This window comes from Micromonospora sp. NPDC005237 (genome assembly GCF_040607775.1).
Taxonomy (GTDB): domain Bacteria; phylum Actinomycetota; class Actinomycetes; order Mycobacteriales; family Micromonosporaceae; genus Micromonospora.
On sequence record NZ_JBEXHJ010000008.1, the window covers coordinates 56,201 to 70,432 of the forward strand.

Genomic DNA, 14,232 nt, shown 5'->3' on the forward strand with positions numbered 1-14,232 from the left:
GGCCGGCGGGACAGTCGATGTCGGCGTAAGCCATGTCACCACCTCGCGGGTTTATGAGTTCTTCTCATGTACGAATCGGAAATGTCATAACTTGGCCACGTGAGCAACCGACCCCTTGCCGCCGCTGGTCGACTCGTTCCTCTTCTCCGCGCCGGGCTCATCGCCGGCATCGTGATCGCCGCCGTCGCGTACCCGGTGGTCGCCTTCACCGGGCTCGGCGCGAAGGCCACCGCGCACGCCACGGAGCAGAAGACCAGACTGCTGACCACCGCCCTGCCCGCCGAGACCTCCTACCTCTACGCCCCGGACGGCAAGACCGTGCTGACCATGTTCTACGAGGAGTACCGGCAGTACACGAAGCTGTCGGACATGTCGCCGAACATCCAGCAGGCGATCGTCGCCGCCGAGGACAACCGCTTCTACCAGCACCACGGCGTCGACCCGAAGGGCGTGGCCCGCGCCTTCGTGTCCAACGCCCGCTCCGGCGGCTCCCAGGGCGCCTCGACACTGACCATGCAGTACGTCCGGATGGCCCTGCGGGACAGCGCGAACACCCCGAAGGAGGTCCAGGAGGCCACCCAGCAGACCAGCCTGCGCAAGGTCAAGGAGATGCGCATGGCCTTGGACCTGGAGAAGGAGCTGAGCAAGGAGCAGATCCTCGAGCGCTACCTGAACTCCGCGTACTTCGGCCACCGGGCGTACGGCATCTACGCCGCCAGCGAGATCTTCTTCTCCAAGACCCCGAAGGACCTCACCCCGGTCGAGGCGGCCACCCTCGCCGGGCTGGTCAAGTCCCCCTCCGAGTACGACCCGGCCGACACCGACCAGAAGGACGCCACCGGGCGGCGCAACTACGTGCTGGACCGGATGAGCCAGCTCGGCTACCTCTCCCCCGACTCGGCCGCCGCCGCGAAGACCGAGCCGATCCGGCTGAAGCTCACCACCCCGCCGAGCGACTGCGCCTCGCTCATCGAGAAGTACCGGAGCTGGGGCTTCGCCTGCGACTACCTGAAGAACTGGTGGAGTTCGCAGCCCGCGTTCGGGGCCAACCGGCTGGAGCGGATGGACAAGCTGCGTCGGGGCGGCTACCGCATCGTGCTCAGCCTCGACCCCAAGATCCAGGAGGCGGCGGAGAAGAACGTCGGCGCCAAGGAGGGCACCGGCAGCCCGTTCGCCAACGGGATCGTGGTCTCCGAGCCGGGGACCGGGCGCGTGAAGGCGATGGCGGTGAACCGGAACTACTCCCTGGACCTGGCCGACAACCCACCCAGCTCCAACCCGGAGGCCGGGCCGAAGGTGAAGGCGAACTATCCGAACACGGTGGCGCCGCTGCTCGGCGGCGGCGACCTGCCGGGCTACCAGGCCGGGTCGACGTTCAAGATGTTCCCGATGCTGGCCGCGCTGGATTCGGGGATGACGCTGTCCACCTCGTTCAACGCCCCGTACCGCTACAAGTCGTCGGTCTACGACGGCTGGGCGCCCTCCAACGCCAGCGGCGCGATGACCGGGCAACAGACCATGTGGTCCGGCTTCGGCAAGTCGGTCAACACGTACTTCGTGTGGCTGGAGGAGAAGGTGGGCGCGGACCGGGCGGTCCGGCTGGCCGAACAGCTCGGGCTGCGCTGGCGCACCGACGTCGACCGGGAACAGGCGTCCCCGGGCAAGGCCAAGAAGTGGGGCGCGTTCACCCTGGGCGTCTCCGACGCCACACCGCTGGAGATGGCGAACGCCTACGCCGCCGTCGCGGCCGACGGCCGCTACTGCGAGGCGATCCCGGTGCAGGCGATCATGAACCGGGACGGCACCCCGGCCACGTACGCCACTCCGGGCGGTCTGCACCGTGAGGTCGCCAAGCCGCGCTGCCGCCAGGTGGTCAGCGCCGACGCCGCCCGGGCGGCCACCGACGCCGCCCGCTGCCCGACCGGGGACAGTCCGGCACGCGGCGGCTGCGGCGGCTGGTCAACCGCCGACAGCGTGCGGGGTACGGTCGGCCGCCCGGTCGCCGGCAAGACGGGCACCACCGACAGCACCCGGTCCGCCTGGTTCGTCGGCTACACCCCGGAGCTGGCCGCGGCGAGCTTCATCTCCGACCCGGACAACCCGTTCAACGCCGTCGGTGACGGGCAGTCCCAGATCCCGATCGCGGCGGTGGCCGAGACCCTGCGCGACGGCCTGAAGGGCACGCCGACCCGCCAGTTCACGCCACCGTCGGACGCCATCGTGGGATGACGGCGCGGATCAGCGCAGATCAGCGGCCACGAACGACCACAGTTCGAGGTCGGCCCGGCCACCGCCGACGAAACCGGCGTTGCGCAGCAGCCCCTCGTAGCTGAAGCCGGCCTTCTCGGCGACCCGGCGGGACGCCAGGTTGCCGGGTGCCACCCGCAGCTCGACCCGCTGGAAGCCGTGCTCCAGGATCAGCGCGATGGCCACCGCGTCCACCGCCTCGGCGGCCAGGCCGAAGCCCCGCGCGTGGGGGGCCATCGCGTAGGAGACCTCGGTGAGCCGGGCGCCCCAGTCGGTGCGACGCGTCCAGAGGGAGCCGACCATCTGGTCGTCCTCCCGGCGGACCACCGCGTAGTGGTCGCCCTCGCCGCTGTCGCGCCGCTGCCGGGCCAGATCCGTGCACCAGGCGTGCCCGTCGATCGGGCCGGAGTCGTCGGCCAGCGGCAGCCACCGCCGGGTCAGCTTGTCGGCGAAGATCTCCCCGGCGGCCGACGCGTCCGCCGCGGTGAGCCGACGCACCTCGGTACGCGGGGTGGAGACGGTCAACGCCGGAAACCGGCGGACCGCCAACTCACCGATCACGCGGGCACCACGGGAGGCTGCGCGGGCACCGCGTCGGCTGCTGGCTCGCTGACCGCCGCCGCCACCACCCGGGCGGCGGTCGCCGGGTGTCCCGCCCAGTGCAGGGTGAGCTGCGAGGCGTGCACGTTGCGCCACACGAAACCCTCCGGCGTGCCGCCGTCCCAGCTCCAGGCCGGCCGCTGACCGGCGCGCGGGGTGAGCACCGCCCGGTGCACCTTGTGCCCGACGACCACCGTGCCGCGCGCGGCGACCACGCTGTCGGTCTGGGCGGTCGCCTCCCGGTAGCCCACCACGAGGCCGTCGCGGCTCACACCCACCGCGTCCAGCACACCGCACATCGGCAGCCCGTCCAGCTCCCGGGCCAGCCACAGCAGGCCGGCGCCCTCGGCGACCACCGGCCGGCCGGTGCGGGCCAGCTCGGCCACCGCGATGCAGAGCCGCCGGTTGGCCGACAGCTGCTCGGCGTACGACTCGGGCAACGCACCCCCGACGACCAGCGCGCGGGTGCCCACCGGCAGCGCCTCGTCGCGCAGCGGATCGACAGTGACCACCTCGGCGCCGGCGGCCGACAGCAGCTCCGCGGTCTCCGGGTGGCTGAAGCTGCCACCCGGCCCGCCGGCCAGCGCCACCAGCGGGCGCTGCGCCGGGACGACCAGCTCGCCGAGCGCCTCCTGCGGCGACCAGGCCGCCGCCGGCAGTGGCGGAGCGGAACGGGCCAACCCGAGCAGCCGCTCCAGGTCGACCGTGGCGGCGACCGCCTCGCCCAGCCGGCGCACCGCACGGACCGCGTCGGTCGAGGAGTCGACCACCGGCGCCACCCCGTGCCGGCGCGACGGCAGCACGGCCGGCAGGTCCTGGCGACGCAGCGCGCCGTAGACCGGCACGCCGACGTCGTCCAGCGCCTCGCGCAGCATCGCCTCGTGCCGGGACGACGCCACCCGGTTGAGGATCACCCCGCCCAGCCACAACTGCTCGTCGTACGAGCGGAAACCGTGCACCAAAGCGGCCACCGACTGCCCCATCGCGGCCACGTCGACCACCAGCACCACCGGACTGCGCAGCGCGGTGGCCGCGGCGGCCGTGGACTCCTGCTCCGGGCGGCCACCGACGGAGTCGTACAGGCCCATGCTGCCCTGCACGACGGCGAGCGCGGCACCCGCGGCGCCGTGTGCGACAAGCGCGGCGAGCCGGTCGACGCCGACCAGCCGGGGATCGATCACCCGACCGGGCCGACCGGCGGCGAGACCGAGGTACGCGGCGTCGACATGATCCGGGCCGAGCTTGAACCCGGCGACGTCGACACCCCGCTCGGCCAGGGCGGCGAGCAGCCCGATCGCCAGCGCGTTCTTTCCGTGCCCGGAGGACGGTGCGCTGAGCACCAGGCGCGGCACGACGGTCATCATCGACTCCTCGCGGGCGGCGGCGGGTACGCGACGGACAACCGAGGAGGTCGATCCGTCGGCGTGACGATACCCGTCCGGTCCGACGGGCGAGCACCGCCAACCGGGGGTCGGCGGACCGTCCCGGCCCGGTCGCGGTGAGTGGCCCCGGTCATACGGGTAGCCTCGGTGCCGTGTACCGGTTCCTGCTGAGCCCACGCTGGTTGGGCGCCCTCGCGCTGACCCTGGTCGCCGCCGCCGTCATGGTGTGGCTGGGCAACTGGCAGCTGGACCGATACCGGGGCCGTACCGAGATCAACGAGCGGATCGACGCGGGCGAGCGGATGGCCCCGGCGCCCCTGGCCGACGCGTTCCGCGCGCCCACCGGCGGCCCCGGGACCGCCGGCCCGGCCCCCGCGAAGGACAAGGTCTGGACCCGGATCACCGCCACCGGCCGGTACGACCCGTCGAACACCGTCCTGGTCCGTGGTCGGACGGTCGACAGCCGGGTCGGCTTCGAGGTGCTCACCCCGCTGGTGCTCCCCGACGGCAGCGCGCTGCTGGTGGACCGGGGCTGGATCCCGCCCGCGCCGGGCGGGGCGACCGCCCAGCCGTCGGTGCCCGCCCCGCCGGGCGGCGACGTGACGGTCAGCGGCCGGGTGCACGAGACCGAGAGCGGCGCCGGCACGGTGGACCGCCGCGACGGCCGGCTGGAGACGCGGCGGATCGCCGTACCGCGCCTGGCCCGCGAGCTGCCCTACCCGGTCTACGGCGGCTACCTGCTGCTGGACGACCAGACCCCGGCCGCCGACGGGGCGTTCAAGGCCGTGCCGGTCGGGCACACCAACAACTGGCAGAACTTCGGCTACGTCGTGCAGTGGTGGCTCTTCGCCGCGATGGCGCTCTTCGGCTACGGCTGGGTGGCCCGACGCGAGGCACGCCGGGCCGCCGGGCTCGACAGCGCGACCGCCCCGCTGGACCGGGCGGCCGAGCCGACGCCGAGCGCGTCCGCCTGAGCGGGCGGCCGGCCCGGCGCGACACGAGGGCCGGCGTGGCCCGTCAACCGCTCAGCCGACCGGCGTGGATGGCGCGGACCGCGTCGATGGTGTCCGCCTCGGCGGCGGACTTGTCGTCGCGGTAGCGCACCACGCGAGCGAACCGCAGAGCCATCCCACCCGGATAGCGGGTGCTCGTCTGCACCCCGTCGAAAGCGATCTCCACCACCTGCTCCGGGCGGACCCGGACCACCCAGTCGCCGCGCTCCACCGCGAGGTCGAGGAACCGCTCGGTCTGCCAGCGCAGCAGCTCGTCGGTGAGCCCCTTGAACGTCTTGCCGAGCATCACGAAGTCGCCAGTACGCGGGTCACGGGCGCCCAGATGCAGGTTGGACAGCCAGCCCTTGCGCCGGCCGCTGCCCCACTCGACGGCGAGCACCACCAGGTCGAGGGTGTGCCGTGGCTTGACCTTGACCCAGGCGGCGCCGCGCCGGCCGGCGTCGTAGGGGGCGTCCGGTGCCTTGACCACCACGCCCTCCTGGCCGGCGTCGAGCGCGGCGGCGAACGCCGCGCCGGCCTGCTCCGGGCCGTCGACCTCCATGCGCCCCACCAGCAGCGACGCGTCCACCGCGCCGGCGAGCGCGGCCCACCGCTCCCGGCCGGGCAGGTCGATCAGATCCTGGCCGTCGAGGTGCAGCAGGTCGAAGAAGTACGGAGTGAGCACCGTCGCGCCGGTGCTGGCGGCGGCCGCGAGCACCGCCGGGGCGACCGGAGTCCGCCCGGTGGTGCTCGGTGTGGTGCGCCGGGCGGCCCGGCTGGAGGTCTGCTGGAACGGCAGCGGACGGCCCGTCTCGTCCAGGCCGATCGCCTCGCCGTCGAGCACCAGCTCCCGGCCCGGCAGGGCGCGAACCGCCGCGACCACCTCGGGCACCCGGTTGGTGATCTCGTCGAGGCTGCGGGTGAACACGGCGATGTCGGCGCCGGAGCGGTGCACCTGGATGCGGATGCCGTCGAGCTTCACGTCGACCACCGCCGGCGTGCCGGTCGCGGCCAGCGCCTCGTCGACCGAGGGAGCGCTCTGCGCGAGCATCGGCGCCAGCGGCCGGCCGACCCGCAGGCCGAACCCGGCCAGCTCGGCCTCGCCGCCGGCCAGCGCGGCCACCGCCACGGCACGCAGGTCACCGGCGAGCAGCAGGGCCCGACGGACGGTCGCCACCGGCACCTCGGCGGCCCGGGCCACGGCGTCGGCGAGCAGCCCGGCCTGGGCGCCCTGGCGCAGCTCACCGCCGAACAGGCCGGTGAGCAGCCGTTGCTCGTCGGCGGTGGCCGCCGCGTAGAGGCCGCCGAGCAGAGCCCGGCGCCGGGCCTGCGACCCGGCGCCCTGCACGGCGGCGATCTGCTCGATGGCCGCGTCGACGGCGGCCACGGTCAGCGTCGGCTCGGTGGCCGGTGGCGGCAGGTCACGCAGACTCGCGTAGCCCACGCCGGTCTGCCGCTGGCGCAGCTCACCGGCGAGATAGCCGGCGCCGGGCTCCACCTCGGCCGGGTCGAGCCGGCGCAGCGCGTCGGCGAGCAGCTCCACCTTGGCCCGCCGGCCGCTGGTGGCGCCCACGGCGGCGGAGGTGGCCGCCAGGTCGATGAACCGCACGAAGCCCATCCTGCCAGCCACCTCCGACACCGCCCGGGCATTGCCGTGCCCGGGCGGTGTCGGCGCGGTGCCGCAGCCCACGAGGGGGCGGCGGGAATCAGGCGGAGACGGGCTCCTCGATGCGCAACCCTCGGGCGCGGACCTCGCCGGCGACCCGGGAGAGCACCGAGTCGAGGGCGACCAGGGCGGCGGACAGCTCACCGAGCTGGTCGTTGAGCGTGTCCTCGGACCACGCGGAGACGTCGACGTCCCCCAGTGCGCTGACGGCGGCCCCCAACCGGGCCATCACCTCGTTCGTACTCATGTTCGAAAGGCTATAACAAGCCGCCCGGCGACACGCCGCAAACTCCCAGATCAGACGCAAAGTTGTCGTTCCGACATCTAACTGCTTGCCGCGGCCACCTTGCCCAGCAGCAGCGCCTCGGCGAGGCAGACCTTGGCGAACTCGCCGAGGTGCAGGCTCTCGTTCGGGCCGTGCGCGCGGGCGTGCGGGTCCTCCACACCGGTCACCAGGATCGCCGCATCCGGGAACATCTCCTGGAACGTGGCGATGAACGGGATCGAACCGCCGATGCCGATGTCGACCGGGTCGGTGCCGTCCCAGGCGGCGCGGAACGCCGAGCGGGCGGCGTCGAACATCGGCCCGGACGCGTCGATCACGCACGGGTCGCCGTCGTGCTCCAGAGTGACGGTCACCTGGGCGCCCCACGGCGCGTGCTTCTCCAGGTGGGCGCGCACCGCCGCGTACGCCCGCTTCGGGTCGTCTCCCGGCGCGAGACGGACGTTGAGCTTCGCCTTCGCGGCCGGGACCAGGGCGTTCGGCGCCTCGCCGGTGGACGGCGCGTCGATGCCGAGCACCGACACCGCCGGCTTCGTCCAGACCCGGTCGGTGAGCCGGCCGGTGCCGATGAACTGGACACCCTCGGCCAGTCCGGACTCAGCCCGCATCCGGTCCTCGGGGTAGTCGACGGCAGCGCCCTCCCGGCTGACCAGCCCGTCCACCGCCATGTCACCGGCGTCGTCGTGCAGGGTTGCCAACAGGCGGACCAGCGCGGTGAGCGCGTCCGGGACGACACCCCCGAACATGCCGCTGTGCACGGCGTGGTCCAGCGTGCGGACCTCGACGAAGCAGTTGACGACGCCGCGCAGCGAGGTGGTCAGCGCCGGTACGCCGATGTCCCAGTTGCCGGAGTCGGCGATCACGATGACGTCCGAGGCGATCTCGTCGCGGTGCTCGATCAGCAGTTGCTCCAGCGAGTCGGAGCCGTACTCCTCCTCGCCCTCGATGAACAGCACCACGCCGACCGGCAGCGCGTCCCCGTACGCGCGCAGCGCCGCGACGTGCGCCATGATGCCGGCCTTGTCGTCGGCCGCGCCCCGGGCGTACAGGCGGCCGTCGCGCTCGACCGGTTCGAACGGGTCGGACTCCCACAGCGACCGGTCACCGACCGGCTGCACGTCGTGGTGGGCGTAGAGCAGCACGGTGGGCGCACCGGGTGGGGCGGCCCGACGGCCGATCACCGCGGGCTGCCCGCCGGAGCGCACGATGTCGACGTCCAGGCCGCAGCCGCGCAGCAGCTCGGCGACCGCCTCGGCGGAACGCTCCACGTGTGAGTGGTCGAAGCCTTCGAAGGCGATGCCGGGGATGCGGACGAGGCGTTCCAGGTCGGCGCGTACGCCGGGCATCTCCCGCTCGACGGCGGCCCGCACCTCGGACTCGGACATGATCGGTGAGGTCATGACCGGAATCGTATGCCGGCCTTACCCAGGCGTGTTGGCCGAGCCCGTACCGTCACCGCCGCCCGCCGGGCCGGAACCCGCCCGCGCGCCCGGGGCGGCCCGGCCGGCGCGGTGCGCGCGGCCGGCGGCCTCGGTGGCGGCGTCCATCCAGGAGCGGGCCCGACCGGCCGTGCCGCCCACCCACCCGCCGACGTCGCTGGCGCCGTCGCCGAGGCGGCGCAGCAACCCGACCAGCGGGTCGGTGGAACGGCTGAACTCCTCCCGGTACGACTCGGCAGCGGCCTTGATCTCCTCCGAGACGCTTGTCGAGGCGTCGTCGTCGCGGCGCGGATAGTCCCCGGACAGCACCCGCCCGTACGCCCCGGAGTCGATCCACTGCCGCAACTGCGCGGCCCTCGCCACCGGCGCCGGGTGCGTGCTCCACGCCGTCATCCGGATCTTGTGCAGGCTGTCGCGCAGGTCGCCGCCGCCGGCGTACTCGGCGGCCTGCTCCAGGAAGGCGGTCGTGTCGATCTGCGACAGGTCGCCGCCGCCCGCGAGCTTCATCAGCAGCCGCAGCGCGGCGGCCGGGTCCTGCCCGGCGAGCAGGCCGGCCCGGTCGGCGGACAGCTCCGCCTTGCGCCACCACTCCAGCATCGCCGCGATGATCGCCCGCAGCGCGAACGCGCCCACCGGCAACCAGCTCAGGTTGGCCGCCCACCGGGTGAGGATCATGAGCATGGTCTTGTAGACCGCGTGCCCGCTGCCCACGTGCCCCAACTCGTGGCCGAGCAGGCAGCGCAGCTCGTCCTCGTCGAGCTGCTGCACACACGCGGAGTTCAGCACGATGAACGGCCGGTCCAGACCCACCGCCTCGGCGCCCAGCCAGGGCGACTGCGTCACGTACAGCTCGGGCAGCTCGGCGACGTCGAGCGCCGCCGCGGCCTCGGTGTAGCGCTGCCACACCGCCGGATACTGCCGGTGATCGACGCGGATGCCGGACGCCAGCACCGACAGCCGGAAACCCCGCTCGTTCCACATGCCGAAGAACGCCCGCACCACGTCGTCGAAACCACGCAGCTCACGCAGCGCGACCAGGGCGCCCCGGTCGGCCGGATGCTCCCAGGCCCGCGAGCTGATGCCGGTGAGGGTGATCCGGCGCCGCGCCGGCGCGTCCGCTGCCGTCATGATGGGGCCCCCGTTTCGCCGTGACTCCTCGCATCGTGCCGCAGCGGGTGGCCGGCGTCCATGCCCGGTCAGCGGATCCGCACGTAGTACCGGGACGCGTCCAGCGGCAGCGTCGGCGCACCGTGGACCACCAGGTCGGCGCGCGCCGCGGTGTCGTCGGCGGCGAAGTGCGCCCGCTCCCCGGTATGCCAGCGGCGCAGCTCGGGCAGGATCTCCGGCCCGTCCCGCTCGACCGCACGGGCCAGCCGCAGCGGCGCGGGCGCGGTGACGAAGACGGCGAGGGTCAGCTCCGGCCGGACGACGGCACGGGCCGCGCTGACCCCCTCCACGATCAGCACCGGCGTCACCGGCACCGGCACCGGGCGGGGTAGGAAGCACCGCCGCACCCAGCTGTAGCGCCGGTACGCGCCCGGCTCTTCCTGGCGCAGCGGGGTCAGCACCTCGGTGTCGAGACGAGGCCAGAAGGTGAGCTGGTCGTCCCAGCCGTCGAGCAGGTCGTCGGTGTGCACCACCGGCGGGCGCCCGCCGGGCAGCGCCGCCAGGGCGTCCGCGAGGTGCGCGGCGAACCGGCTCTTGCCCGCGCCGCTCGGCCCGTCCACCGCGACCAGCCGGGTCCGCCCCAACCGCGCCGGGCCCGCGAGCACCCGACGGGCCAACTCGGCGTACGCCTCGACGACCACCACCGTCGGCACCGGCGCGGCGGATCGCTCGGTCGACCCGCCGACGTCCACGCCCTCGTCTACGCCCTGGTTCCCGCCCTGAGCCCTGCCCTCAGCCCCGTCCACGCCCGCGGCCCCGCCCTCGTCTACGCCCTCGTTCCCGCCCTGAGCCCCGCCCTCATCCCGTGCCGGCCCCGTGCGGTCGGGGCCGCGCCGCTACGGGCCCCTGTGGGCAAGCCCTCTGGTGACGAGTCGTGCACGACCGAAGTATGCCCCGCTCACACCCCGGCAACGGGGGTTCACCGCCCAGATCAACTCGGCCTCATTGATGTCGGGGTATCCCGTCGGCCAGCACACCCCGACATCACGGAAACCGAGTCGATCACGCCGGTTTCGGTGGGGTGACACGTCCGGCTGACGCCCCGGGCCGGTCATTCTCACGACCGGGGGATTTGGGGCGGGCGACGGGTGACGGGCGGCCCGTTCGCCGCGCGGTTTGGTACCCGAGTCGGCATGATCGGGTGGTGCTCCGAGACGTGATGAGCCCCGGCATTGACGCCCTCCTCGAACAGGCCCGCGCCGGGCTGCACCGATTGACTCCACAGCAGACCGTCGAGGCGGTCCGCGGTGGCGCTCTGCTGGTCGACACCCGTACCGACGCACAGCGCCGCGAACAGGGCGACCTGCCCGGCGCCGTCGTCATCGACCGCACGGTGCTGGAATGGCGGCTCGATCCGGCCAGCGCCTGGCGCATCCCGGAGGCCACCGCCTACGACCGGGAGATCGTGGTGGTGTGCCGCCAGGGCTACAGCTCCAGCCTGGCCGCCGCCAGCCTCCAGACCCTCGGCCTGCGCCGGGCCACCGACATGATCGGCGGCGTCGACGCGTGGCTGGCCGCCGGCCTGCCCACCACGGACCGCCCCGCCGACATCCGGCCCTGAACCGCCCTGCTCAGAGCTGCGGGGCGCCGGGTGGGATGAAGGGAAGACCGGGGGGTGCGCCGCTCTCGATGAGGCGCCAGAGGGCGTCGGTGTCCAGGTGCTCCTCGACGAGGTCGCCGAGCAGGTCGAGCGAGCCTTCCCGGGCTGCCGCGAAGCTGGTGCCCGGCGCGACCCGGAACCCGGTACGACCCGCCAGCCGGGCGGCCTCGGTGAGGAACCAGCGGCGGAACCCGTCGGACTCGAACGCCCCGTGCCAGTGCGTACCGTGCACCGCGCCGAGCACCGCGCCCTCACCGTCGCCGTCGGCCCCGGTCAGCAACGGGGTCAGGGCGGGGTCGGTCTGTGAGACGTACCCGTGGTGGATCTCGTAGCCGCGGACCGCCACGTCGCCGGGGCCGGTGCCGACCGACTGCCGGACGGTCTTGCGCGGATCGAAGGTGATCTCGATGGGCAGCAGGCCGAGCCCGGGCACGCTGCCCTGCCGGCTCTCGACCGGGTCGTGGATGGCCCGGCCGAGCATCTGGAAGCCGCCACAGAGGCCGAGCAGCGGCTTACCGGCTGCCACGTGTCTGGTCACCGCGTCGGCGAGGCCGGTCTCGCGTAGCCAGGTGAGGTCCGCGACTGTCGACTTCGAGCCGGGCAGGACGATCAGGTCGGCGGCGGCCAGTTCGGCCGGCTCGACGGTGAGGCGTACGCGCACGCCCGGCTCGGTGGCCAGCGCTTCCACGTCGGTGGCGTTGCTGATCCGGGGCAGTCGGACGACCGCCACGTCCAACCAGTCGGTGCCGTGCGGTGCGGCGGGGCGGCCGAGCACCCGGCCGTAGGCGAGCGAGTCCTCCGCGTCCAGCCAGAGGTCGAGCGACCAGGGCAGCACCCCGTACGTGGGACGGCCGGTCACCTGACGCAGCATGTCCAGCCCGGGCTGGAGCAGGCCGAGGTCGCCGCGGAACTTGTTGATCACGAAGCCGGCGATGAGCGCCTGGTCCGCTGGGTCGAGCAGGGCCACCGTGCCGAACATCGAGGCGAAGACCCCGCCCCGGTCGATGTCGCCGACCACGATGGCGGGCAGGTTGGCGTGCCGCGCGAGCCCCATGTTCACGTAGTCCCCGGCCCGCAGGTTGATCTCCGCCGGGCTCCCGGCACCCTCACAGATCACCACGTCGTACGCGGCCCGCAGCTCGGCCAGCGCCGCGTACGCGGTCTCGGCGAGCCGCGGCCGCACCTGCCGGAAGGTGCCGGCGGTGATCGTGTCGACCGCCGTACCGAGGAGAACCACCTGGCTGGCCAGGTCGCTGCCGGGCTTGAGCAGCACCGGGTTGAAGCGCAGGTCCGGGGCGAGCCCGCAGGCGGCGGCCTGCATGGCCTGCGCGCGGCCGATCTCGCCGCCACGCCCGTCCGGCCCGACCACGACGGCCGAGTTGTTCGACATGTTCTGCGCCTTGAACGGCGCCACCTTCACGCCCTGCCGGTGCAGCCATCGGCAGATGCCGGCGGTGAGCACGCTCTTGCCGGCGTCCGAGGTGGTGCCGGCGACCAGCAGCCCGCCGCTCACCGCCCGCTCACCCGCCGCGCCGCACCGTGGAACAGGCCCCGCTCCGACCCGACCCCGCCGGACAGCAGGCGGCCGTTCCGCCCAGCCATCCGCAAGCCGCTCCCGGCCCCGCCGGACAGCAGGCCGCTCCCGGCCCCGCCGGACAGCAGGCGGCTCCCGGGCCCGGCCGCGACGGCCCGCAGACTCCGACGGGCGACGGCGCCGGCCAGGCGGCCGACGGTCACCGGGTACGCGGCCGCCAGCCCGAGTGCGGCCAGGCCGACAGCGCCGGAGATGCGGGCTGCTCGCTTGAGGTGTCGTGCCTCGGGACGGGGGCCGTCGCCCAGGAACGGGCGGACCTCGGAGCGCCCGAAGTACCTGTTGCGGCCACCGAGGCGGACGCCGAGCGCGCCGGCCATCGCCGCTTCGCACTGGCCGGCGTTGGGGCTCGGGTGATCGTTGCGGTCCCGTCGCCACACCCGCCAGGCCTGCTTCCGATCGCCGTTCGCGACCGGCGCGACGGCGATGGTGAGGAGCCCGGTCAGCCGGGACGGCACCAGGTTGAGCAGGTCGTCCAGCCGGGCGGCCGGGGTGCCGAACCGCGCGTAACGCTCCGATCGGTGCCCGACCATGGCGTCGAGGGTGTTGGCGGCGCGGTAGCCCAGCAGCCCGGGCAGGCCGGCGACCGCACCCCAGACCAGCGGGGCGACCACCGCGTCGGAGGTGTTCTCCGCGACCGACTCGACGGTGGCCCGGGCCAACTCCGATTCGTCAAGGGTCGAGGGGTCCCGGCCGCAGAGGTTGCCGAGGCGCCGTCGGGCGGCGGGCAGGTCACCGTCACGAAGCGTTCGGCCCATGACGGCGGCCTCGTGTCGGAGAGTACGGCCGCCCAGCACGGTCCAGGTGCCGGCGGCGACGAGCACCGCACGGCTCACCGGCCGGTGCCGGGTGGCCGCCGCGGCGACCGCCCCGAGCACCACGGGCCCACCGACGGCCAGCGCCGTGAACACCGCGCCGGCCGTCCGGTCCGGCCGGTGGAGGCGACTCTCCAGAGCGCCCGCCACCTGGCCGAACCCGGCGACCGGATGCCACCGGCGAGGGTCGCCGAACAGCCTGTCCAGCGCGTAACCGGCCACCAGGCCCACCGCGTTCGCCACCGGCGCTGTCCGTCGCACGCGTACCACCCCCCGGCCGGCCAGCCTAGACGAGCAACCCGGGCGCCAGCCGCGGCCGCCGTGCTCCATCGAACCCCACCTCCGTCACGCGGGGTGACGACGCCGGTCGCGTCGCCACCCCGCCCCCGTCGTGCCGCCGGCGCTCACCGTCGCCGACACCAACCTCAGGCGACCGGGCCGAACTGTCAC

General features: G+C 74.0%; 12 protein-coding genes. 3 read left to right on the forward strand and 9 right to left on the reverse strand.

The genetic code is table 11. The annotated features are described in order from the left end of the window. Positions 1-99: 99 nt before the first annotated feature. A complete protein-coding gene (locus ABZT87_RS22145; RefSeq protein WP_354858798.1) occupies positions 100-2,229 on the forward strand; it encodes a transglycosylase domain-containing protein in 2,130 nt (709 codons plus the stop codon). A 9-nt stretch (positions 2,230-2,238) separates the two neighbouring features. Here ABZT87_RS22145 and ABZT87_RS22150 read toward each other — a convergent pair whose 3' ends face one another. Next, positions 2,239-2,808, reverse strand: a complete 570-nt coding sequence (locus ABZT87_RS22150) for a GNAT family protein (RefSeq protein ID WP_354858796.1) — start codon at positions 2,806-2,808, stop codon at positions 2,239-2,241. Then, positions 2,805-4,208, reverse strand: a complete 1,404-nt coding sequence (locus tag ABZT87_RS22155; protein ID WP_355137843.1) for a cobyrinate a,c-diamide synthase — start codon at positions 4,206-4,208, stop codon at positions 2,805-2,807. The genes ABZT87_RS22150 and ABZT87_RS22155 overlap by 4 nt, the downstream gene beginning before the upstream one ends. A 173-nt stretch (positions 4,209-4,381) precedes the next feature. On the opposite strand from ABZT87_RS22155, the gene ABZT87_RS22160 reads away from it, so the two are divergent. Further along, entirely contained in the window at positions 4,382-5,203 is an 822-nt protein-coding gene (locus ABZT87_RS22160) for an SURF1 family protein (protein WP_355066154.1), read from the forward strand. A 43-nt stretch (positions 5,204-5,246) separates the two neighbouring features. Here the strand turns inward: ABZT87_RS22160 and ABZT87_RS22165 are convergent, their stop codons facing one another. The 5 genes from ABZT87_RS22165 to ABZT87_RS22185 all read right to left on the reverse strand — a co-directional run bounded on the left by ABZT87_RS22165 (position 5,247) and on the right by ABZT87_RS22185 (position 10,468). Continuing rightward, positions 5,247-6,839, reverse strand: a complete 1,593-nt coding sequence (locus tag ABZT87_RS22165; RefSeq protein WP_354858828.1) for an ATP-dependent DNA ligase — start codon at positions 6,837-6,839, stop codon at positions 5,247-5,249. Between the two features lie 88 nt (positions 6,840-6,927). After that, on the reverse strand, positions 6,928-7,134 hold the full coding sequence (locus tag ABZT87_RS22170; protein ID WP_007464240.1) for a hypothetical protein: 207 nt from the start codon (positions 7,132-7,134) through the stop codon (positions 6,928-6,930). 77 nt (positions 7,135-7,211) lie between these two features. After that, positions 7,212-8,555, reverse strand: coding sequence for a dipeptidase (locus ABZT87_RS22175; protein ID WP_355138223.1), 1,344 nt, complete (start codon positions 8,553-8,555; stop codon positions 7,212-7,214). 36 nt (positions 8,556-8,591) lie between these two features. Beyond that, positions 8,592-9,737, reverse strand: a complete 1,146-nt coding sequence (locus tag ABZT87_RS22180; RefSeq protein WP_355137845.1) for a M48 family metallopeptidase — start codon at positions 9,735-9,737, stop codon at positions 8,592-8,594. Between the two features lie 68 nt (positions 9,738-9,805). Further along, complete coding sequence (locus ABZT87_RS22185; protein ID WP_355138225.1) at positions 9,806-10,468, reverse strand: hypothetical protein; 663 nt, start codon at positions 10,466-10,468, stop codon at positions 9,806-9,808. 467 nt (positions 10,469-10,935) lie between these two features. Between ABZT87_RS22185 and ABZT87_RS22190 the strand changes: the two genes are divergently transcribed. Beyond that, positions 10,936-11,337, forward strand: a complete 402-nt coding sequence (locus ABZT87_RS22190) for a rhodanese-like domain-containing protein (protein WP_354858820.1) — start codon at positions 10,936-10,938, stop codon at positions 11,335-11,337. A 10-nt stretch (positions 11,338-11,347) separates the two neighbouring features. Here the strand turns inward: ABZT87_RS22190 and ABZT87_RS22195 are convergent, their stop codons facing one another. Both ABZT87_RS22195 and ABZT87_RS22200 read right to left on the reverse strand, forming a co-directional pair. Then, positions 11,348-12,889 carry a cobyric acid synthase gene (locus ABZT87_RS22195; RefSeq protein ID WP_354858787.1) on the reverse strand — a complete coding sequence of 514 codons (1,542 nt, stop codon included), beginning with the start codon at positions 12,887-12,889 and terminating at the stop codon, positions 11,348-11,350. Beyond that, positions 12,886-14,043, reverse strand: coding sequence for a cobalamin biosynthesis protein (locus ABZT87_RS22200; protein ID WP_355137847.1), 1,158 nt, complete (start codon positions 14,041-14,043; stop codon positions 12,886-12,888). The genes ABZT87_RS22195 and ABZT87_RS22200 overlap by 4 nt, the downstream gene beginning before the upstream one ends. Positions 14,044-14,232: the final 189 nt, after the last annotated feature.